Raw genomic sequence first — 23,690 nt, 5'->3', positions numbered from 1 at the left:
TCTATTACTTAGCCATTATTAATCACGTTATTGTTCAATAGTGATTCAACAATATCACTTGAGCTCATCCCGCTGAAATCCAAAGAATCACCAAGGTGTTCAATCACTATGGTTTGCTGAACGTTAGCATCCGTGGTGATATTTAGTGATACAGCTTGAGTCGATGAGTCATAATCAGCATGAATATGGTCAAGCAGATCTTCCATTTGGATGTCTGTGTTATTTAACTCCGAAATCACATCACGCAGATCGACGGTATCTTCATTGACGGTAAAATCTGTGATGGTATCTACCGCGCCCGAATCTACGGAGTCCTGAGTCCATTTAAAGGTGTCATTCCCATCACCGCCAGTGAGAATATCTGAACCCAAACCGCCAATAAGAATATCATCACCATCACCACCAGTGATGACATCATCCCCTGCTCCTCCCAGCAAACTGATACCAGAATCGTCACCAAGTAAGTAACTGTCTTCTGACTCACTAGATTGATCGATGTTATCCCCATCTAGCGTCACCTCTAGGCTAATATTCAGTGGCGTGGATTCGGCTTCATCTCCGTTTGATTCTGTGGATACTGCAGTAAGAGTGATATCGTGCGTTCCGACATCTGCACCCTCGATACGCAGTGAATCAATTTCATCCGCAGGCACGATCCATTTAGTCCCATCAAAACTAATATTGGATGTTGGTTCACTGCTCGTCACCGTAGCGCCATCCGGAACCCCTGTTAACTCTAAAGACAATACTTCACTACTATCGGTTAGTGCCGCCATGATGCCAACGATCGCTAAACCTTGGTTGCTTGCAGTTTGGCTTGCCGTGATTTGGCGAATAAAATTAAACTTAGGATCAATCATCAACGTAGGTGCATCCGCAACTGGCGTAACATTGATAACAAAGTCTTGATCAGCCTCTAGTTTTGTTCCAGAAGCGTTCTCATAATACACACCATTGTCTTCTGCTCTGACAGATAGCGTAATCGAGTCACTACCGACATCTCCTGCGTCTATAAACAGCCCTTGAGCGCTATCTGTAGCATTTAACACGCTATTAATCGCATCAGGTGTACCCATTAAAATAACTTGTCCCGGTACTCCTGGTCCAACCGTTACGCCAATACCTGTTGGTATTTCAACTCGAATATCACCATCACTCACACTTAAGCTAACCGTCATGCTGTCATTCGCTTGTGCCCCTGAAAAATCAACGTCACTGACACTAATACCAGTAATCTTTTGTCCGTCACTTTCATCAATGACATCCGTCACCGAATTTGCGGAAATCTCTGGTGCATCATTCGTTGCTTCAACAACAAAAGACGCACTTCCACTAACACTTTTAGGATCAGATGACCCGTCCGTCTCACCGTCATCAGTAATGACGTACGTTAGTTCAACCGGACCAAAATAGTTTTCTGCCGGTGTAAACTCCCACAAGCCGGTTGCACTATTGAAGTCTAAACTACCGATTGTTGGATCCGCTAACTTAACGTCACTCACCACAAGATTGTCGCTTTCCACATCCGTTGCATTCTTCAACAAATCGGATTGAGATATTTCTAAAACACCACGATCTTCTTCAATACTAGGCAGTGTAACTGGTGTTGTTTCTGGTGCATCATTTTCTGAAGTGACTTCAACGATAAAGCGTCCATTGTTCGTATTTAACGTATCATCAACGCCTGTAATCACGAGTCCTTTGTTTCCTTGGTCGTCGACGGATATATCGACAGGCACATCACCAAAGAAATTAGCTTCCGGCTTAAACTCAATGACACCATTGGCAATCGCGTCATTCAGATTAGTCAATGTACCTTCCAATTGCACAGAGTCCGTGCCATTACCTTGAACAGTCAAACCATAAGTGGAAAGTACCGTCGCGTCGACATTCAAAATCCCATGAGTCACACTCACATCAATTGTGTATTCTGCCGTTGGGTCGTCTAACTCTGCATCAACGTCCGCGATTTTGAAATTATTAAGAACGACTGATTCATCTTCTTTCGTTTTAATATCAATAATATCAGTGAACTCAGGTCGGTCATTCACCGCCGCTACATCAACATTGACCGTAAACTTCTGTTCTGGGCCCACACTTTGCGAACCATCCAGGCCCGTGTCAATGGTATGAACTTTAAACTCTAAGTTACCACTCCAAGAGTTGTCATTTCGGTCACCAGAGTTAAACACCACTTTATCAATATCTTGAGCCGCAATGTCTAAAACAAAAATGCCGTTACCTTGATCGACAAATGCGGTTCCATCCGTCAGAGATAACCCCGCACCTTCTGGCACATTAGAGACTTCTATTCTCAGCGTTTCAGGTTCGTTTTCTTGATAATCTGCACCATCACCAATGGACTCACGGTTATCCACCACTACGCCATTGATGTTAATGTCGATATTGTCACCCTCGTTACCAGAAACCTGTGTATCAGGATTCACATCCACGATATCGCCAATAGGATTGACAACGATCGTCAGGTCACTTGTATGCATGGTAGGGACTTTCAACAATTCTTCTTGTGTAAAGACCGTAATACCAATTTTGGCTTCGCCACTAAAGTTTTTCGGTGGTTGAATTTCAATCGCACTGAGGTCAATCGAAGTTTGGCTAGGATCTTTTAGCTGTATACTCCACTCCCCACCGCCATTATTTTTAACCGTATAATCGGATGAGTTCGATTGCACGATAAAATCCGGTGGAATATCAGTCAGTTTAAGAGAGACAAATTCTTCAGAGCCGTCATTGTCATTTAAGCTAATGGTCACACCTTTACCCGACTCAACCAAGGAAATCAGGCTATCCTCATCACCTGTTACGACAATAGGTTTGGTAATATCTGCGCCACTTACAGTAATAGAATCCACTACTGGCGTTATTTCAAACGTGACGTCATCGGTAAATGTACGTACATCTTTATTATCAACACCCGGAGCCAATGTCGTTTGATTAATAACCGCAGTATCGGTAATTTCACCCTCGACATTAATCGTGACCGTGTTTTGCCCGCCCCCTATCGGATAGTTTTCTTTTGGCTTAAACAGCACATTATCAAGCGCACCCGCGGCAATTTCGGCTGCCGTAAACTCGATACTTGTGCCAATTGTCGTGCCGTCTGGATGAACAAATTCTCCTAATGCGGTATCTGCAAGCGTCAGTTTAATGCTGGTTAACGTCTCACGCCCTGCTCCTGAACTGTTTCGCACATCAGCAAAATCGACACTTAAATCTAATTGAATGAGTCCATCTTCGTAACCAATACCATCGTCAGTAGGAACATCATTGTTGAGATCATTCACAGGTTGTTTATCTGAATCGAGACCAAGTGTTCCTTTAATATCAAGCGTGACATTTGGCGTAACGTTATTATCAAGAGGCTGATCCGGTGAGGAATCAGGAACGTCCGCTACCGGTAGAATTTGGACAGGGATATTCTCTTTAAAAGACTTCTCATCACCCGATAAAGTATCTGTCGTTACAAATAAAACGGGAAGTTCGAAATCGCCCGCCCAATCTTGCGCGACTTTTAGTGTCAATCCATCCAGCCCGGTAATGTTTCCGCTTGCGTCTATTTTCGCCTGAAAAACGTAAACACCATCGACGAAATCAACGTTTGCACCACTAATAGTCAGGCCTGGAGGCAATCCCGCGTCACTTGGTTTAATGACAACCGTCAGTACATCTTCTACACCATCCGAATTGAATGTTGATGCCTTAGAAGCAAGTTGAGAACCAAAACTGATCGCATTATCTTCATGCCCATCAATTTGGACATCAGGATCAATTTTAATTTCGGCCGCAACGCTGTCTTTGGGTTCGATTTTTGTTGGGAATTCGAGCGTAATTTCGGTTTCTCGCCTTTGTGTGGCGTCTTTCTCAACAGTATCTTCACCAAGATCATTTACTTGCGCGTAAATTGTTAAACCAATCTGAGAATACCCCGTATCGTCAGTGTCAACGTCAGGAGTGAGATCAAGCCCCGCAGGAGCGAGAATCGTAAAATTATTCTCATCAGTTATCGTCCAACGCCCATTCCCCTCATTCGATGCTCCAATTATGATCAACTGATCTAAAATATCAGGATCTACATTGTTAAATTGAACCACCAATTGGGTGACAACCTCTTTTGAAGACAAATCAAACTCTTGATATTTAATGATATTAGCACCAGTATGCCCACCGTCAGACGTATTAATGGTAAAATCAATGTTACCTAAGTCCGTCGATCGAATGACATTCGTTACAGTACCATCGGCCTCTTCAACCAGAAGTCGAGTTTGGGTAGAAACATCACCACTAAGATTCTCATTTTCTACAACTGGATTAACTTGGACTTTAACCGTTCCATTAATAACGCTTGAAACTATCCCCTCTCCAGGATTCAGTGCATCAACATATTCTGCATCGACTTCTTTTACCGTTACCTGCGTGAATAAATCAAAATCAGTACTAGAGTTTTCTTCTAGTTGGACTTGAATGTAACCAGTTTGAGTAACACGTGCAGAGAAATCTTGCTCCGATTCATTTGGCAAAGGTGTCAAAGTAAGGCTAGTTCCGGTAAGAACCTGGGCACTACCATCAACATAAACCGTGCTGCCTGGAGGAAAGCCAGAAATCGTTAACGCAGCATAAAACTCATCCGCATCCGGACTTTGTGTCGCAGAAGGTTCCCAATCGATGTTGATTCGAGTGTCTTCATTACCCTCTGAAGTAACCACATAGTTGTCTTGTGCATCTATCACTGGTTCTACTTTAATGCGAATTTCTCTATCCACAATTCGCGTATGGCCATCATTTTCAGTGACAATCAGCGTACCCGTGATATGAATATTCTCAGTGGATGATTCCGTCGGAATGATCTGAATCCCTGAATTAAAGTTGCGCCCTGTGATGTTTGCCTCATAGATGGGTTCACCTTTGCTATCGTAACCAACAAAAGTTAAATCGACGCTATCTCCATCTGCATCTACTACATTCACACCATTAGGAATGTTCGATAAAATAACCGTTAATGATTCCGAACCATCAAGTGGAGCATCTTTAAACTCGCCGGAAACAACGGAGAAGCTTAATGTGGCCGCACCATTTTCAGGAATGGTAGTTTCGATGCCAGCACCTGTTGCATCAGAAAAAATTTGCCAATCATTATTTTGATCAATGAGGATGATATCCGGAATATCCGCTACCCCTTTCACCGCAACATTCACAGTTTTAGTGCCTAGAGAAAGCACATCTTGGTCAGGCCCAGATGAAAGCATGGCATTGTCTTTTATGATTCCCTCTACGTCGAACGTAAAGTCCTCATTACTATGTAACGAAGGGAGTACCTCTACATCGGCTAAATGGGATTCTGGAATTTCATAATATAGAACATTACCGCTACTATCAGTTACGGTGTTAATTTGACTTGGATTCGCGGTATCTAACCAAACTAAAGTCACGCCATCATCTGAAAAATTAGAGATTCGAACAAACAAAGTTTCGGAACCATCCACATCGGATGATGGCTTCATGTTAATCACTTCATTGAGCAACAACGGGTCATGATCACTTACTGGATCTATCGTGTTTTGGGTTCGTGCGTTATCTTCAAAGATGTTAATACGATTGACGCTAAATGCGCCCTTATCCGCGACAGGTTGGACATCAATGACTATCTCTTGGGTCTCAGAACGAGCCGTTTGCTTACCAGAAAGCGCATTTTCTCGCTCAGTTGTGATAGCCGTAATATTGAGAGTAATTGAACCTGAAAAGTTATCTATCGGATCCACCTCTACATCACCAATACGGTTTGCATCAACGAAGTACTTTCCATTTTCTTGCTGCAGTGGTGTCCCATCAGAATAAACTAACGAGGCATTCGATTCGCCTCCGGTAAACACCAACTCATAAACTATAGTTTCTGGATCACTTGTGTCTTGAGTTTCAGCTTCAATGCTCAAAGAAACATTCTGATCATCTTCGTCCACAACGTAATCAAATGTGCTCGTTGTTTTCCATGTTGCAATATCAGCAATGCTGTCTACTTGAATGTTCAGTCGACCGCCAATAACATGATCCACTGTGCCATTGTTCAGGATTTCAACTTGTATTCTTGGGCTAAACCCGTCTTCGTCGGTAGAGAAGTGTCGATCTGGAATGAAAAACAAATTGTTTAATGTGACGAGCTCACCATTTACAGTTTGGTCCACATTGCTCGCATCCAATACGATCTTATTATTTGTCGGTACGAGTTCGACAAATTTCCCATCGCCATCACGATAATAGAACGTACCATTATGAGTATTGGCTTTTAGAATAGTGATGTCGCCCAGCGTTTCATTACGATCAACGTCGTTTAAGTCCACAACTAAATTGACGTTTGAAGGCCTCACATCCAGCGTTGAAAGATTATCTTCTGGATTCGCAGCATCTATACCAGCAATAACACCATCTCGACCTCGGTCTTCAAACGTCAAGACATTCGCCGTTTGAATTTTCCCATCGCGGTCAGTAATCGAAATATCGACATCTGAAGAACTGGTGTCTTGATCCCCATCTATCGCGGTCACTTTAAGCGTAAAGTTGATCGGATCAGCTTCGCTATGGTCAAGATCATCGTTCGCACGAAAACGAACACTACCATCTGTGTTTACGGTTAAACGGCCAATCTCAGTATCGACACCGTCGAGAGTTTTATGAACCGACACCACTTTGTCTGAACCATTAAGCTCGACTTCAGCAACGTTAACGCCATTGACAACGAAGTACACATCCGAAGGTTCGGCAGTGAACGAGGTAATTTCTGCACCATCTGCTCCATAGTCCAGATCGTTGTCTGTCGGATCAAGGAAGAGTTGAATGGTGGAACTCCCCTTACCCTCAACAACGTTGATGGCGTGGTTATGAATCGTTGGAACATCATCGGTGATGACCACTGGAAGCGTAATAGTTGAAACATCGCCATCAACGTCCGTCGCAAATACTGGTAAATTAACCGTTAACTCATCTTCTCCTTGGGTACCGTGATCAAGTACGCCGTTAAGCGTAAATTTGTAGGAACCGTCCGAGTTGAGCAACACGGTAAATACGGCTTTACCATCAGGGGTTTTGCCCTGATAGGTATAATTGTTGTTGGTAACATCCGTTTGAACCAAAGTGACAGACTGGCCCTCAGAGGTAATACCTGGCATTGGCTGAGAAGATAAAGTCAGCTGATAAGATGCGACGGTATCTGCCCCTTGTTCTGTATCGAAGTTTCCTGTCGCTTCAAGACTGTCTTTGAGCACTTCAGAACCATTGGGAAGATCATCTTCATCCAGAAATAACGTATCTGCGCTTTTTATCTCAGGAACATCATCCACAATGGTTATCGGCAAATCAACGGATGTGGTTGTATCACCGTCATAATCGGTGGCTGAAATTGGGATATCGATCGTCAAACGATTTTGTTCACCGCCAGATGCGTGATCAACCGGGCGTATCAAATCAAATCGATAGGTGTCGTTATTGGCATCGAGCGTTAGAGTAAATACCTGCGTTGAAGTACCGACAATAACCGCCTCGTAAATGGTCACTCCGCCATTCGACGAAACTTCTTTTAATTCAATATCTTGTTTGTTTGATTGCAAGCCAGCAACCGCGGCATCAAGATCTGCAACTTGATAATGGGTAATTTGGTCTGCACCATCAATGACGTCAAATGAGCCAGAAATAAAACGAGGACCGGTCGTATCTGAACCTACTTTGAGATCATCTTCATCAATAATGGTTGTACTGCTGTCATCCACTTTTATTAAGGCAGGCAAATCATCCACCACCGTGATCGGCAGTGTTTGAACGTTTGACACATCACCATCATAGTCAGTTGCTTGGATTGGCAAATTAATGACGAGTTCATTTTCACCATCGGCTATAGCATGATCTAGTGGCGCGAATAAATCAAATTGATAGCTGTCGTCAGAAGCATCCAACGTAATGCGGAAAACGGGCGTGGTGGTGCCATCAATTCTCGCTTCATAAACTGATACGCCATTAGAATTTGATACTTCAACGAGCACCAAATCTTGCCCACCTGACGTGAGATCTTTCACTGGTGAATCTAAATCGGTGACTTGATACTCAACAATGCCATCAGAGCCATCTATCGCATTGAAGTTGCCTTTTATGCTGTTGAGTTGACTACTGCCCTCGGAGCCAATAGTTTGAATATCGTCTTCATCAATCTTGGTCACGCTGCCGTCAATCAAACCATCAAGAGCAGGTTTATCATCGGCGATCTTCACCGGTAAGGTTGCGGTGATCGCATCTTTATCGCCGTCTGTGATGATGATTGGCAAGTTTAGGAGTATTTCATCGGAGCCAGCCGCATGGTCAAGAGGACCTGACAGTTCAAAATCATAACGGCCATCTTGGTGTAAGGTGAGCGTAAAGATGGTTTCTCCGCCCGCGGTTTCGCCAACGTACACCAAGGATGTTGCACTCGAGGCACTGGTATCAAGCGTAATCGACACCTCGTCCCCACCGGACGTAAGCGTTGGAATTTTACCTGGCGTTAAGTCCAATTCGAACGAATCAATGCCATCGGCACTGGTGACGTCAAATTGTCCCGAGTCTACACGTGGCTCTTTAGACGGATCAGAACCTTGGGATAGGTCATCTTCGTTCACTTCTAAAGTATCAATTGACGTAACGACCGGAATGTCGTCTACCACCTTAATGGCGAGTGAATATTCTGGCGACTCATCCCCGTCTTTATCCGTTGCTGTCACTGGCAATTCGAGAGTGATTTGATTCTCAGTATCACCATCGGGATGATCGAGCGGCTCTTTAAGGTCAAATTGATAAGAGTTATCTCTGGCATCGAACGTAAGTTCAAAAACGACTTGTTGTGGGGTTCCTGCGACACCTTGATAAACGTTCACGCCACCTGAACTCGAAGTTAAGATAAGCGCTATCGCATCCCCACCAGAAGTCAGTCCTTTCACTGGGGATTCAAGGTTATTAAGTTGGATAGAGACTACTTGGTCTGCCCCTTCGGTGATGTCTAAGGTGCCACCAATGAGAGTATCTTGAGGGCTGGCCTCGTCCGACCCTTTTGGTAAATCATCTTCATCCACCGTCAGCTCACTGCTTGGTGTCACGCCGCCTATGGTTGGAACGTCATCCACTACGGTGATAGGCAGCGTTTGAACGTTTGACACATCGCCATCAAAGTCGGTTGCTTGGATTGGCAAATTAATGACGAGTTCGTTTTCACCATCGGCTATTGCATGGTCTAGTGGCGCTAATAAATCAAATTGATAGCTGTCGTCAGAAGCATCCAATGTAATGCGGAAAACGGGCGTGGTGGTGCCATCAATTATCGCTTCATAAACAGCAACACCGTTTGAATTTGATACTTCAACGAGCACCAAATCTTGCCCACCTGACGTGAGATCTTTCACTGGTGAATCTAAATCAGTGACTTGATACTCAACAATGCCATCAGAGCCATCTATTGCGTTGAAGTTGCCTTTTACGCTGTTGAGCTGGCTACTGCCCTCAGAGCCAATAGTTTGAATGTCGTCTTCATCAATCTTGGTCACGCTGCCGTCAATCAAACCATCAAGAGCAGGTTTATCATCGGCGATCTTCACCGGTAAGGTTGCGGTGATCGCGTCTTTATCGCCGTCTGTGATGATGATTGGCAAGTTTAGGAGTATTTCATCGGAGCCAGCCGCATGGTCAAGAGGACCTGACAGTTCAAAATCATAACGGCCATCTTGGTGTAAGGTGAGCGTAAAGATAGTTTCTCCGCCCGCGGTTTCACCAACGTACACCAAGGATGTTGCACTCGAGGCACTGGTATCAAGCGTAATCGACACCTCGTCCCCACCGGACGTAAGCGTTGGAATTTTACCTGGCGTTAAGTCCAATTCGAACGAATCAATGCCATCAGCACTGGTGACTTCAAATTGTCCCGAGTCTACACGCGGCTCTTTAGACGGATCAGAACCTTGGGATAGGTCATCTTCATTCACTTCTAAAGTATCAACTGCCGTAACGACCGGAACGTCATCAACCACGGTGATCGGCAGCGTTTGAACGTTTGACACATCACCATCATAGTCGGTTGCTTGGATTGGCAAATTAATAACGAGTTCATTTTCACCATCGGCTATTGCATGATCTAATGGAGCTAATAAATCAAATTGATAGCTGTCGTCAGAAGCATCCAACGTAATGCGGAAAACGGGCGTGGTAGTGCCATCAATTCTCGCTTCATAAACAGCAACACCGTTTGAATTTGACACTTCAACGAGCACCAAATCTTGCCCACCTGATGTGAGATCTTTCACTGGCGAATCTAAATCGGTGACTTGATACTCAACAATGCCATCAGAGCCATCTATCGCGTTGAAATTGCCTTTGACGCTGTTGAGCTGACTACTGCCCTCGGAGCCAATGGTTTGAATATCGTCTTCATCAATCTTGGTCACGCTGCCGTCAATCAAACCATCAAGAGCAGGTTTATCATCGGCGATCTTCACCGGTAAGGTTGCGGTGATCGCATCTTTATCGCCGTCTGTGATGATGATTGGCAAGTTTAGAAGTATTTCATCGGAGCCAACCGCATGGTCAAGAGGACCTGACAGTTCAAAATCATAACGGCCATCTTGGTGTAAGGTGAGCGTAAAGATAGTTTCTCCGCCCGCGGTTTCACCAACGTACACCAAGGATGTTGCACTCGAGGCACTGGTATCAAGCGTAATCGACACCTCGTCCCCACCGGACGTAAGCGTTGGAATTTTACCTGGCGTTAAGTCCAATTCGAACGAATCAATGCCATCAGCACTGGTGACGTCAAATTGTCCCGAGTCTACACGCGGCTCTTTAGACGGATCAGAACCTTGGGATAGGTCATCTTCATTCACTTCTAAAGTATCAATTGACGTAACGACCGGAATGTCGTCTACCACCTTAATGGCGAGTGAATATTCTGGCGACTCATCCCCGTCTTTATCCGTTGCTGTCACTGGCAATTCGAGGATGATTTGATTTTCAGTATCACCATCAGGATGATCGAGCGGTTTTTTAAGATCAAATTGATAAGAGTTATCTCGAGCATCGAGCGTAAGTTCAAAAACGACTTGTTGTTGGGTTCCTGCGACACCTTGATAAACGTTCACGCCACCTGAACTCGAAGCTAAAATCAGCGTTATCGCGTCCCCGCCAGAAGTCAGTCCTTTCACTGGGGATTCAAGGTTATTAAGTTGGATAGAGACTACTTGGTCTGCCCCTTCGGTGATGTCTAAGGTGCCACCAATGAGCGTATCTTGAGGGCTGGCCTCGTCCGACCCTTTTGGTAAATCATCTTCATCCACCGTCACCTCACTGCTTGGTGTCACGCCGCTTATGGTTGGAACATCATCCACCACCGTGATCGGCAGCGTTTGAACGTTTGACACATCACCATCATAGTCAGTCGCTTGGATTGGCAAATTAATAACGAGTTCGTTTTCACCATCGGCCGTGGCATGGTCTAGTGGCGCTAATAAATCAAATTGATAGCTGTCGTCAGAAGCATCCAACGTAATGCGAAAAACGGGCGTGGTAGTGCCATCAATTCTCGCTTCATAAACTGATACGCCATTAGAATTTGACACTTCAACGAGCACCAAATCTTGCCCACCTGATGTGAGATCGTTCACTGGTGAATCTAAATCGGTGACCTGATATTCAACGATGCCATCAGAGCCATCTATCGCGTTGAAGTTACCTTTAACGCTGTTGATTTGGCTACTGCCCTCAGAGCCGATAGTTTGGATATCATCTTCATCAATCTTGGTCACGCTACCGTCGATCAAGCCATCAAGAGCGGGTTTATCATCGGCAATCTTCACCGGTAAAGTTGCAGTGATGGCATCTTTATCGCCGTCTGTGATGATGATGGGCAAGTTTAGAAGTATTTCATCGGAGCCAACCGCATGGTCCAGAGGACCTGACAGTTCAAAATCATAACGGCCATTTTGATGTAAGGTGAGCGTAAAGATGGTTTCTCCACCTGCAGTTTCACCAACGTACACCAAGGAGGTGGTACTCGAGGCACTGGTATCAAGCGTAATCGACACCTCGTCCCCACCAGACGTCAGCGTTGGAATTTTACCTGGCGTTAAGTCTAATTCGAACGAATCAATGCCATCAGCACTGGTGACATCAAATTGGCCCGAGTCTACACGCGGCTCTTTAGACGGATCAGAACCTTGGGATAGGTCATCTTCATTCACTTCTAAAGTATCGACTGCCGTAACGACCGGAATGTCGTCTACCACCTTAATGGCGAGTGAATATTCTGGCGACTCATCCCCGTCTTTATCCGTTGCTGTTACTGGCAATTCGAGGATGATTTGATTTTCAGTGTCACCATCGGGATGATCGAGCGGCTTTTTAAGATCAAATTGATAAGAGTTATCTCGGGCATCGAACGTAAGTTCAAAAACGACTTGTTGTGGGGTTCCTGCAACACCTTGATAAACGTTCACGCCACCTGAACTCGACGTTAAAATAAGCGCTATCACGTCACCGCCAGAAGTCAGCCCGTTCACTGGCGATTCAAGATTATTCAGTTGGATAGAGACAACTTGGTCTGCCCCTTCGGTGATGTCTAAGGTGCCACCAATGAGCGTATCTTGAGGGCTGGCCTCGTCCGACCCTTTTGGTAAATCATCTTCATCCACCGTCAGCGCACTGTTTGGTGTCACGCCGCTTATGGTTGGAACATCATCCACCACGGTGATAGGCAATGTCTGAACATTTGACTCATCACCATCATAGTCAGTCGCTTGGATTGGCAAATTAATAACGAGTTCGTTTTCACCATCGGCCGTGGCATGGTCTAGTGGCGCTAATAAATCAAATTGATAGCTGTCGTCAGAAGCATCCAACGTAATGCGAAAAACGGGCATGGGGGTGCCATCAATTCTCGCTTCATAAACAGCAACACCGTTTGAATTTGATACTTCAACGAGCACCAAATCTTGCCCACCTGACGTGAGATCGTTCACTGGTGAATCTAAATCGGTGACTTGATACTCAACAATGCCATCAGAACCATCTATCGCATTGAAGTTGCCTTTGACGCTGTTGAGTTGGCTACTGCCCTCGGAGCCAATGGCTTGAATGTCGTCTTCATCAACCTTGGTCACGCTACCGTCAATCAAACCATCAAGAGCAGGTTTATCGTCAGAAATTGTGACCGGAATGGTTGCCGTTGTTGTATCACCATCAAAATCGGTTGCAATGATAGAGAAGTCTAACGTAAGGCTATCGCTGCCTGATGGATGATCAATCGGACCTTCAAGCTTAAAATCATACGAGCCGTCTACATTGACGTTCATAGTGAAGACTGGATTTCCATCTGCAGTTGCAATATAGGTGAAGCTACCATCTTGGTTTTCACTTTCTTGCAGTGTTACCACATTTCCTTGAGAGGTAAGACCATCAACAGGATTCGTTGATGAATCAAGCTGATAACTGACCACCTGATCGGCCCCTTGGTCAGTCGTAAAGCGTCCCTCAACATAAACACTCTCATTTTCATCTGAGCCAATATTAGGAAGGTCATCCTCATTAACATTGAGTGGAATCACGTCATCTATGATTGGGGCATCATCAATAATTTGAACAGGAATTATTGCTGTTGTTGTATCACCATCAAAGTCCATTGCGACAATAGGGAACTCAATCGTCAAACGCCCGCTGTTCGGCTCATGATCAATTTGGCTTTCCAGTTTGAAGTTATAAGAACCATCAGGACTGACATTTAGCGTAAACACCTGATTGCCATTCGCCGTTGCGATATAAGTGAAGCTACCGTCACTGTTGGAAACTTCAGTCAACGTGATCGGTTGGCCTTGTGATGTTAACCCACTTACCGGATCAGAACCGACTTCTAGTTGGTAACTGATCACCTTATCGGAACCTTGAGTGGTGGTAAATTTTCCCTCTGCGATTAGCGTATTAGAAGAGGCAGTATTTAACCCATCTTCATCCACTTCTAATGCAACTACACTCGTAATTGAGGGTTTATCATCCACTATGGTGACAGGAATCGTTGAAGTTGTGGTATCCCCATCGAAATCCGTCGCTACAATTGGAAAATTGAGCTGCAAACTATCACTACCTTCGGCATGGTCAATTGGCCCTTGCAAAGTGAATGTGTATTCGCCGTTCACCTGTAGTGTTAATTCAAAAACGGAGGCTCCATTTGCGGTTGCCGAATAGGTATAGCTTCCGTCTGCGTTAAGCGAACCCTCCAATGTGACAGCGTCACCTTGAGAAGTTAGCCCTTGTACTGGACTCACCGCATCCGATAACTCATAACTAGCAACTCCATCTGAGCCCGCTACAGTGGTAAACTTACCTTGAACCGTCGCACTGTCATTCTGTTCAGAGCCAATAAGTGAAATATCATCTTCATCGACTAGCAGTGCTTCTACGCCGCTAATGGTTGGGGCATCGTCATCAATAGTAACAGGTATCGTCGCAACCGCCGTATCACCATCAAAATCAGTCACAACAACGGGAAAGTTGATCGTCAATTCATCGCTGTTAATGGCATGATCAATGGGACCTTGCAAAGTGAAATTGTAAGTGCCATCTCGGTTGACGACGAACGTGAAGACAGTTTCACCGTTCGCCGTTGCGCTATACGTAAAGCCACCATCAGGATTATCACTTTCCAGTAGAGCAATAACCGCCCCATGAGAAGTAAGACCATCGACAGGATTACTAGAACCATCTAAGCGATACTGAGCAGCGCCATCGCTATCTTGTGAGGTCGTAATTTGCCCCATAGCGAAAGCTGGTGCATCTTGTTCTGAACCAACGTTTGCGATGTCATTTTCATCAACACGGAGAGCATCGACATCCACGATGTCTAACTGGTCATCAATAATCTTAATCGTAAACGTGCTGGTTTCGGCGTCCTGGTCAAAATCGACAGTCGTGGTTGGTAAAGTCAGTAAGATTTCTTCCGTTTGCCCATCATGCTGTAACGGCTTAAATTGCTCGAATTGGTACGTTCCATCGGTGTTCAAACTGATGGTCAACACAACGTCATTCGTATCTGCGATTGAAAGAGTAATGCGGCTTCCATCGTCTGATAACGATGCAATCGTCGTTAAGCTGTCACTAAGCAACCCATCGAATTGCGCTAGGCTCTCTTGGTCAAACGTTGCAGTGGCAATCTGATCGCTACCGATGTCGATGAATCGTCCTTCGATAAGGGCACTTGATGATTCAACATTCTCTATCGTGATGTTTTGAACAGAGGGATTATCTCCATCGGCAATCGTTGTCACTATATCAATAGGAGACAAAATACTATTGCCGCCAATATCTGAACCGGTAATATCAAAGGCAATTTGTATTTGATCGTTATCAAAAGACACTAAACCATCAGCGACAGACGGGACATGATCAATGCCTTGACTGATCGTCGTCACCACTTCTAATTGAACATCACGACCAGCTGATATTGCCTCAATGTCGATTCTAATTACATCCTGACCGTCTTGAGTACCGATAATGGCATTTTGTTCTGCGTTGAAGACAAATGAGACGGATTCTCCACCGGAGGTGATGTCAGTGTTTAGCTCTTCAAGTAACAAGGCTAATGATGTGGGCTCAGGTACAAAACTGTTCGGTTCGAGAGGCAAATCGGCAGCATCAACGATGACTTGAGAAGTAATGGACTTTGGATAGCTAGAAAGTGAGATCGAGCCTTCTGTAAGCTCTGAAGAGAGAGACTGGCCACCATCAGCCAGAATAGTGATATCAAACCCGTTTAGATCATCATTAAGATCAGTATTATCAAACGAAGCCGTGGTCTCAAAAAAGGTGGAAGCCAAAACCTCAGGGTTATTATATTCAATAGTAACAAAACCTGCGTTAGCCGATCCTGACGCACCACCAGCCGCTGCGGGGCCAGCAGCTGTTGCTTCAAGTATGGCAGTTGGGTCAGCGCCTTCTAAAATGGCTTGTTGAATAGCGGCAACATCGTCAGCATCAAAGTTCGTTGCGACAGTAGGGTCTACTGACACCTTGCCTTCAATCTCAGCCGTGACGACGTCAAGGTCCTCTTGGCCTAATTTGGGCTCGGGAATACAGGCAAAGCAATTCTCATCCACCAAGAATAGTGAGCCGTTCGCAATAACATCTATCGATGCACCATTAATCGTTATTATTACTTCTCCCGGCAGCAATGTTTCGCCGCGATCAACGATTCTGACATTACCATCTTGGTCTATTGCGTAAACTTCTCCTTTGACAGCATCTACGACCACTTCTTGCGGCAAAGTTTGTGTACTCATCTGACCCCCAGCTAAAACAGTCTATGTTCTCGACTTTATCAATGATTCTAGTTTGCTCTTCTGCAACCCCGAATCTGTGCAATCCTTAGCTAGCGAAAACAATAATTCAGCGATCATGGCTGAAAATTATAAATTTCAGCCACATTAATAAAAAATGTTTGTCGTCACAACATTCCATTGCTAATTTTTGCACCGGTGGGTGTACATTAAATAAGAATGTTCACCGTTATTATGGTCTTATGATTAGAGATAACCTCCAAACACTCAACTACCTATTACTTAAAGCTTAGTCTTTATAATTGGAAATAGTCAGAATCAGTCCACTCATCGCGTTAATGCAAACCCAATAATCGCCACGAAACATGGTAACGTAGCAAACAATACGCCGTATGCCTTTCGATGCTTCGTGCACCGGATCTGAACTGGAGACGAAAAAAACATCACTATCAAGTAATGAATGACATAGTCAGGTTGCAAAAGAGCCATCATTATCAAATGCAATAACACGTGAACGCTTAATGCGACTATATTTGGCTTGGTACGATATATCATCGCAAACAAAAAGATGAAACTAACAACAACAGGCATAACACTTTAAATGGTAATGATTATTATTTAATAATATGCTTTCATGAACATTTACTCAACGTTGTTTCACCTATCTCTTTAATCGTTACTATCCATCAAACTTATCAATGATTTTAAATGAATTCCTTTACAAAACGTTTGCGTAATCGCTAACCTTCTCTTAACCTTGATTTGAGGCTTTCATCACGATTTTCGCATTGCTATAGTTCACCCATCAAAACAAAAAAGACCATTCGAGGCATGGAGCTTCCTCGTTAATCTCAAGATGAGAAGAATAGGTACCGACAAAATTCGGCAGATTTAAGAGGGTCAAATAATGGAAATGAATATGGTTGAAATTCTAGGCTATGCTGCATCTATCATGGTCGCGATTTCATTAACTATGAAAGACATCGTTAAACTTCGCATTCTGAACTTTATCGGTTGTGCACTTTTTACCGCATACGGTTTGATGATTGACTCATGGCCAGTAGTGCTAACCAATGGCTTCATCGCCTGTGTAAACGTGTATTTCCTCGCGAAAATGCAGCGTGAAAAAAAAAGCCTAGCGCCTGAAAATGCCTAACAAAAAATAATGCGCCCGTAAGTTCATATACTTGCGGGCTTTTTGTTTTGACATTGTGCAAGTAACATCCATTTAGCATCCATTCACAATCATTTTTGCATGTTATCCCATTTTTGTCTTAATCCTAAATACCACATAAAATCAAATAGATAAGAAACCACAACACTTCACAATAACGACTCCTGCTTTACCACATAACCATCTCAGTTTAGCGACATCGCCACTGAGCAATCAGCAATCAGCAATCAGCAATCAGCAATATAATAATTCGATCAGCTTTTATGTGCTTCGAGTATATACTCGTGATAAACACAACATTGAACACAAAGGCTTACCATGAACATTGGTGCAATTGCTAAACTGACTGGGCTATCTTCTAAATCTATTCGCATGTATGAAGAGAAAGGCATTATTTCTCCGCCCAACCGAAGTGAATCCGGCTATCGGGAGTACTCTGACAAACATATTCAAGAACTTAATCTGGTATCACGAGCCAAAAATGCCGGTTTTTCTCTTCAAGAATGCAAAGAGTTCGTTCATTTGGCAGGAAATCCAAACAGGAAAAGTAGTGAAGTTAAAGCGCGTGCAATGGATAAACTGGAAGAGGTAGAGCAAAAGATTGCCCACCTTTTGGAAATCAAAAAACAGCTTGAAAGCTGGGTTTCCGCGTGCCCGGGAAATGCAAAAAGTCACTGCCCTATTATTGATGATTTAACCAAGTAAGTGGTACTGCGTTTAAGAAGATCATCTCTGAACATGACTTACGCCTCAAAATTGACATTTACAATAACAATCATAAACTTAGTACTTATACTCTCACTTTAAGCATTCATCAAAAGGATTGAGTAATGAAAAAGCTAGCTCTTATTGTTTTTGTCTCAGCGCAACTAATGGCTTGTACAGAAGTCGGCAGTGAAGCGTGGTGTAAAGATATGAAAGAAAAACCAAAAGGCGAATGGACAGCAAACGAAGCTTCTGACTTTGCAAAACACTGTGTATTCTAGACGACTTGAACTCGGGGGAATCTAAGCCCGAGATAAACTCGCACCTTACAACAGCAAAGATACCGAATAAAAATGAGACTGGCTTACCAAACAAAGCCAGTTTCTGTTACAAACATTCCCCTAAAGATACACGTTGGGGGTTCGTAATGATCACGCTTTATAACGATTTGACGCTCTTACGTTCGACCAGTGTTGGCTCTAATTGCACAACTTGAGTTTCTTGCGTTTTCTCATTCAATTTGCGTAAAAGTGTTTCTACAGCCGCTTGGCCTAGGCTGTGTTTTGGTTGGTGGATAGTCGTTAAAGACGGTGACATGTATTTCGCGATGTGAATATCATCGTATCCGATGATTGAGAGTCGTTCAGGTACTTCAATGCCCAATTCATTGGCAGCGTTAAGCACACCCATCGCCATCATATCATTCGAGACAAAAATTGAACTTGGTAATGGTCCTCGTTCAACCATTTTCTTAAATGCCTGATACCCACCCTCACATTCGAAATTAGATTCAACGATCCAATTCGCATTAAAACTTAAGCCTGCTTCAACCACCGCTCGTTTGTAACCTTCATAACGCATTTGTGCTTGGTGCTTGATTAGTGGGCCGGTAATACACCCTACTTCTTTGTGACCACAATCTATCAAATACTTCGCAGCTAAATAGCCACCGCGTAGTGAGTTATCTTGGATCTTATCACTCGCAAATAGCATTGGGCCCCAATCCATCACAACCACCGGGATATCAGGGTAGCGTTCGAATACCTCTATCCGCTCCCCCTCTAATGACGAGCACATTAAAATTAAGCCATCAACACGCTTTTGCAATAGCGTATTAATAGAATCTCGCATGCGCTCATTATCGCCCTCGGTATTGCAGAGGATCAGGCTATAACCTTTCTGGTAACAACAGCGTTCTACCCCTTTCACCACTTCACCGAAAAATGGGTTAGTTGATGTGGTTACCAGCATACCAAATGTTTTGGTTCGATTGACCTTAAGACTACGCGCCAAAGCTGATGGCGCGTAATAGTTCAGTTCTCTTGCTGCGTTATTTACTCGTTCTGATATTTCTTCACTGACAAAACGAGTTTTGTTAATAACATGGCTTACGGTTGAGGTAGAAACCCCTGCGAGTTTCGCGATGTCTTTCATCGTTGCCATGTCATTACTCCTTTTAACTAACGGTTGTTTAGCAAGTACTCGTTTTTAGCAAGAAATGCTTCAACCTCATCACGGCTTGGAATAGAAGTTTGCGCACCAAAGCGCGTAACAGAAATTGCCGCGGCTGCATGTGCAAACTTAATCGCTGATTCTAAAGGTAATGACTCCAATAAACCAGTCACGAATGCGCCATTAAAGGTGTCACCAGCAGCAGTGGTATCTGTCGCTTCCACTCTGAATCCAGGAATAATTTTACCTTGATCTTTCTGGCTCAACCAAACACCACGAGCACCTAGGGTGATCATCACCGTTTTGATGCCTTTCTCATGCAAAATCTTTGCGGCTTTGTGTGCGCTTTCATCGTCCGTCACCGTGACGCCAGTTAACACTTCTGCTTCGGTTTCATTTGGCGTAATCACATCAACACAAGACAACAAGCTATCCGGCAATTCACGCGCTGGCGCTGGGTTTAGAATTACCGTTGTACCCGCTGATTTAGCAACAATCGCTGCTTTTTCAATGCCACACATTGGTGTTTCAAGTTGCATCAGTAAGTAATCTGCCTGACGGATTCGTTCTAAATCTGATTCAATGGCTTCAGCCGTTAATTTCGCATTTGCCTCCGCTGATAGACAAATACTGTTCTCACCACTGTCAGAAACTTGGATCATCGCGATACCCGTTGGACAGTTCGGCTGCATTTTTACACCTGTGATATCAATGCCATCCATTTTGAAATTTTCACGAATGTTAATACCAAAAGAGTCGTCACCAACACAGGCGATAAAACCGATATCCGCGTTTAAACGCGCTGCTGCTACCGCTTGGTTTGCCCCCTTACCACCAGGGATAACTTGGTAGTTACGTCCATGCAACGTCTCGCCCGGGCGAGGGAAAGAAGGCACTTGAAGAACATGGTCGGCATTCACACTACCCAATACAACTAACTTATTCATACGGTTATCCTCGGTTCAAAGTGAACCTATTTAATTAGAACAGAAGAAAAATAGATGGCTTTTACTTTTCTGCTTATCAGCTTTGTTCATGTAAAAAGCCAAAGGCATCTATTTTTTGCTCTCTCATCACTAATTTATCTGTAACAAGAGAGCAAATAAGCACTTAATCACTTAGCTTTAGCTTTAGCTTTAGCCTAAGGTCTCAATGCCAGTTCGAACAGAGAAACAACGTTCTTCCCCTGACTCTAAATAGATCAGCGTTTCATTACGCTTAGCGGCAAGAAATCCTTCAGGTCGACATGTTGCGGGAATCGCATAAGCCGCTACCTGCTGATCACCGTTACACAAAATCCATCGAGTCGTACTGTTAAATTCACGGGTGCTAAATTCAGTGATAAGACGTTTGCCACCAATCTCCATTCTGAACTCTGCACGATCAGTGAACGTCGAAATATCATCTAGAAAATAAACAATTTCAGGATCATGCATTTCCGGTTTATCCAATGCAGCAAAAGGCGGCGAATTTTTTAAACTTTCATTATATGCGAGCCATTGCTCTGTCGGCTGGACATGCGCCGGAATACTTTCACGCAATGTAAATGCTTCATCCGGCAAGTTTTGAGTCATGTTCGCATTCTCAAAATACGCCGCATTGATATGGCACATATACTGCAAAGGCATGTCAACAGACGCAAGATTCTTAACTGCCATGTTGATGTCAAATACACTTGCGTCTTTCTCTAAATGTACAGATGGCGTAGCTAGGTAATGATCACCAAAGCCCATCACATACTCATACGTACCTTTAATCACGATTTTATCTTCACAGACCTCTAACCAAGCACTGTCCATCGATGCACAAGGCATTTCACCATGGAGAGTATGATCATCTTGAGGTGTTGGGCAGCCCATGCGAATCATGCCAGCATGGAAAGCAAAACAGCCGTAGGTTTCTACAATAGTTTTTGCTGGTTTTGGCTCAGAAAACATATTCTTCATACATAAATCAGTATCAAGAAACTTAGCATCCCAAATCATTTGTCCCATAAAAGGCAAAACCACCAAGTGCCCTTTGCTATTTTTAATCTCTACCGCTTCTACGCCTGAGTTATATTTGAATGTATTCACCTCAAAGTCTTCAGACTTCAGGATAAGCATTCTTTCTTTTGCAAATTGTTCTTTGTATAGAGGAATCGTAAACATCATCAATCTCTCACTAGAAATGGCTGCCCTATATTGAGCAGCCATCTATTAAAATTAAGCTTCAGCAACCTTGTAGCTAAATGCTTGCTTGTATTTTTTCTCACTCATGAAGTAGAAGAATACAATCGCGAAACAAAGTGCACTTACTAAGAAAGAAGCTTGCATGCCTACTGAATCCGCTAGCAAACCTTGGATAACTGGAATCGCAGCGCCACCAATGATAGACATAACGACAAAACCACCCGCAGTTTCTGTGTAACGAGTATCAACAGATTGAAGCGTTGATGCGAAAATTGTCGCCCAGCAAGGCGCGAACAATGCTGATGTACCTACAGCGACCCAAACCGCACTGAAGTTAGGAACAAACGTCACGTAAATCAAACATACGAAACCTATCGCTGAATAACCCATCAATACATTTTCTTGAGAGGTTTTAGTAAACAAGTAGTTCGCTAATAGTTTGCCTAAGAAGTACATGATAAATGCATACAGCAAGTAGTTTGCAGCGTCATGTTCTACCATGGTTGAGTCCATTTCTAATGCTAGACGAATCGTAAATGACCACACCGCTACTTGCATACCTACGTAAGCAAATTGGGTCACGATACCTTTGAAGAAACGAGCATTGCCAGCTAGGTAAGATAGCGTTTCACCAAAAGAAGGCTGTTCTTCTTTCTTGTCGGCAACCGCTTTACAATTTGGATACTCAGTAATCGCAATAAGCGTAGCAACCGTCGCAATAATACCCACTAGCCATTTATATGGTTCTAGCGTTTGCTGCAGAACTTGTTCTTTAAACATGGCAAGTTCCGCACCTGTCAGCGTAGACATCATATGTTCCACGTCAACACCCTCTTGGAAAATCAAATGCTTACCAAGCAGCAAACCAATAATGTAACCCATCGCATTGATTGTATGAGAGACGTTGAGGCGCAAAGTCGCACGTTCAGGCTCACCGATCATCGCAGAGTAAGTATTACAAGAGGTCTCAAGGAATGATAAACCAATCGCAATACAGAAAATCGCGGCTAAGAACATGGTGTAGGTGCCCGCATGCGATGCAGGGAAGAACATCAAACAACCGAAGATGTACAAAGCAAGACCAAGTAAAATCGCCAGCTTGTAAGAAGTTTTCTTCACAACCATAGACGCAGGAATCGCGACTAGAAAGTATGCTCCGTAGAATGCTGATTGAACTAATGCCGAAGCGAAGTTTGAAAGATCAAAGATCGATTTAAACTGAGTGATCAGAACGTCATTTAGTGCCGCGGCTGCTGACCAAAGCGCAAACACAGAAGAAAGTAGTAAGAACTGGAACAACGGCGTTTTGTTTAAGTAACCATCCGCGTGCTGAACTGTTGTATTTTTTATAAACATAAATTACCTTCCATTTCAGGAAAACTTGGAATCGACAACGTTATTTAGAACGTGACACCCGCTTGAAAAATGACATTTGCGTATGGTGTACACTCTCCTGTTCTTACAACCGCACGGCTTTGCTCTGTACGAGATTTAAAAGCTTCGTGGGACATGTAAACAACATCAATTGTCTTGCCGCTTTGTTCACTGTCTCTTTGTAACTCAGCAATCAGGGCATCATGGTGAGTAGGACTAACCTGAGCAAACTCTTCCGCGATAATTGCGCGCTCTACTTGAGATTCAGACAAAATCACGCGAACAGTTTCTATAAAACTAGGAACCCCATGCGTCAGTGCTAAGTCAATGCGCTGCACATGTTCAGGGATCGGCAAACCTGCATCACAAATCGTGATCTCATCGGTATGGCCTAGCGTCGAGACCAAGTAAGAAATTTCGGAATTTAATAGGGTACTTTTTTTCATTTCATCGACCTTTCGGTTACACGTTTAAACA

Annotated in this window: 9 protein-coding genes; 3 read left to right on the top strand and 6 right to left on the bottom strand. The window is 43.8% G+C overall.

The features are described 5' to 3' along the window. Positions 1-8: 8 nt before the first annotated feature. On the bottom strand, positions 9-16,340 hold the full coding sequence (locus VA249_RS16820; RefSeq protein WP_221071809.1) for a retention module-containing protein: 16,332 nt from the start codon (positions 16,338-16,340) through the stop codon (positions 9-11). A 904-nt stretch (positions 16,341-17,244) separates the two neighbouring features. Between VA249_RS16820 and VA249_RS16815 the strand changes: the two genes are divergently transcribed. The 3 genes from VA249_RS16815 (at position 17,245) to VA249_RS16805 (ending at position 18,497) form a co-directional block, all read left to right on the top strand. Further along, on the top strand, positions 17,245-17,493 hold the full coding sequence (locus tag VA249_RS16815; RefSeq protein ID WP_128812783.1) for a YgjV family protein: 249 nt from the start codon (positions 17,245-17,247) through the stop codon (positions 17,491-17,493). 336 nt (positions 17,494-17,829) lie between these two features. Then, entirely contained in the window at positions 17,830-18,216 is a 387-nt protein-coding gene (gene cueR, locus VA249_RS16810) for a Cu(I)-responsive transcriptional regulator (RefSeq protein WP_128812782.1), read from the top strand. Between the two features lie 125 nt (positions 18,217-18,341). Beyond that, positions 18,342-18,497 (top strand): DUF3012 domain-containing protein, encoded by a 156-nt coding sequence (locus VA249_RS16805; RefSeq protein WP_128812781.1) that lies wholly within the window; start codon positions 18,342-18,344, stop codon positions 18,495-18,497. Positions 18,498-18,654: 157 nt separating this feature from the next. On the opposite strand, the gene VA249_RS16800 is transcribed toward VA249_RS16805, so the two are convergent. The 5 genes from VA249_RS16800 to rbsD form a co-directional block, all read right to left on the bottom strand. After that, entirely contained in the window at positions 18,655-19,659 is a 1,005-nt protein-coding gene (locus VA249_RS16800; RefSeq protein WP_221071806.1) for a substrate-binding domain-containing protein, read from the bottom strand. Positions 19,660-19,676: 17 nt separating this feature from the next. Next, entirely contained in the window at positions 19,677-20,615 is a 939-nt protein-coding gene (rbsK, locus tag VA249_RS16795) for a ribokinase (RefSeq protein WP_221071804.1), read from the bottom strand. Positions 20,616-20,804: 189 nt separating this feature from the next. After that, positions 20,805-21,821: an aldose 1-epimerase family protein gene (locus VA249_RS16790; protein ID WP_225927149.1), complete on the bottom strand. Its 1,017-nt coding sequence runs from the start codon at positions 21,819-21,821 to the stop codon at positions 20,805-20,807. A gap of 51 nt (positions 21,822-21,872) precedes the next feature. After that, positions 21,873-23,195: an L-fucose:H+ symporter permease gene (gene fucP / locus VA249_RS16785; RefSeq protein ID WP_221071802.1), complete on the bottom strand. Its 1,323-nt coding sequence runs from the start codon at positions 23,193-23,195 to the stop codon at positions 21,873-21,875. Between the two features lie 44 nt (positions 23,196-23,239). Further along, complete coding sequence (gene rbsD, locus VA249_RS16780; RefSeq protein WP_221071801.1) at positions 23,240-23,659, bottom strand: D-ribose pyranase; 420 nt, start codon at positions 23,657-23,659, stop codon at positions 23,240-23,242. Positions 23,660-23,690: the final 31 nt, after the last annotated feature.

The organism is Vibrio alfacsensis, assembly GCF_019670485.1.
Lineage (GTDB): Bacteria > Pseudomonadota > Gammaproteobacteria > Enterobacterales > Vibrionaceae > Vibrio > Vibrio alfacsensis.
This window is presented reverse-complemented; position numbering and strand designations above follow the sequence as displayed.

Coding starts and splice junctions, on each gene's coding strand:
- VA249_RS16820 (WP_221071809.1), bottom strand. CDS start 16,340: ATGAGTACACAAACTTTGCCGCAAGAAGTGGTCGTAGATGCTGTCAAA.
- VA249_RS16815 (WP_128812783.1), top strand. CDS start 17,245: ATGGAAATGAATATGGTTGAAATTCTAGGCTATGCTGCATCTATCATG.
- cueR (WP_128812782.1), top strand. CDS start 17,830: ATGAACATTGGTGCAATTGCTAAACTGACTGGGCTATCTTCTAAATCT.
- VA249_RS16805 (WP_128812781.1), top strand. CDS start 18,342: ATGAAAAAGCTAGCTCTTATTGTTTTTGTCTCAGCGCAACTAATGGCT.
- VA249_RS16800 (WP_221071806.1), bottom strand. CDS start 19,659: ATGGCAACGATGAAAGACATCGCGAAACTCGCAGGGGTTTCTACCTCA.
- rbsK (WP_221071804.1), bottom strand. CDS start 20,615: ATGAATAAGTTAGTTGTATTGGGTAGTGTGAATGCCGACCATGTTCTT.
- VA249_RS16790 (WP_225927149.1), bottom strand. CDS start 21,821: ATGATGTTTACGATTCCTCTATACAAAGAACAATTTGCAAAAGAAAGA.
- fucP (WP_221071802.1), bottom strand. CDS start 23,195: ATGTTTATAAAAAATACAACAGTTCAGCACGCGGATGGTTACTTAAAC.
- rbsD (WP_221071801.1), bottom strand. CDS start 23,659: ATGAAAAAAAGTACCCTATTAAATTCCGAAATTTCTTACTTGGTCTCG.